Origin of the sequence: Pseudomonas sp. SIMBA_041, assembly GCF_046535095.1 — a bacterium.
In the GTDB taxonomy this organism is placed as follows: domain Bacteria; phylum Pseudomonadota; class Gammaproteobacteria; order Pseudomonadales; family Pseudomonadaceae; genus Aquipseudomonas; species Aquipseudomonas mucoides.
The window spans coordinates 1-261 of the sequence record NZ_JAWRXJ010000491.1; the positions used below are offsets into that span (position 1 = coordinate 1).

Annotated in this window: 1 pseudogene; it reads right to left on the reverse strand. The window is 60.2% G+C overall.

The window, feature by feature from the left end:
- Nucleotides 1-126, reverse strand: a pseudogene (locus SB725_RS32050) (Fe-S biogenesis protein NfuA); the annotation flags it as partial.
- Nucleotides 127-261: the final 135 nt, after the last annotated feature.

Here is a 261-nt window from a genome sequence, read left to right on the forward strand (position 1 = left end):
CGTCTCTGCGTACTGGGTGCCTGGCTGGGTGATGAAAATGCGAATGCCGATGCCGGGCGTATTCTGCTTGGAGAGCAGATCGGCCAGGTAATCATGGGCGGCGTCGGTAATGGTTATAGCGCTCATGTAAGTTCCTCACAGACTTGCGGGCAAGTGTACGCCAACCTGGCCCCGGCACAAAGTCCTAGTATTTGACTCGGGAAAGCACGTAAGCCGGGGCCTGCCCCCGTGGTCCCGCCAGCCAGGCCTGCATTCGCCGGT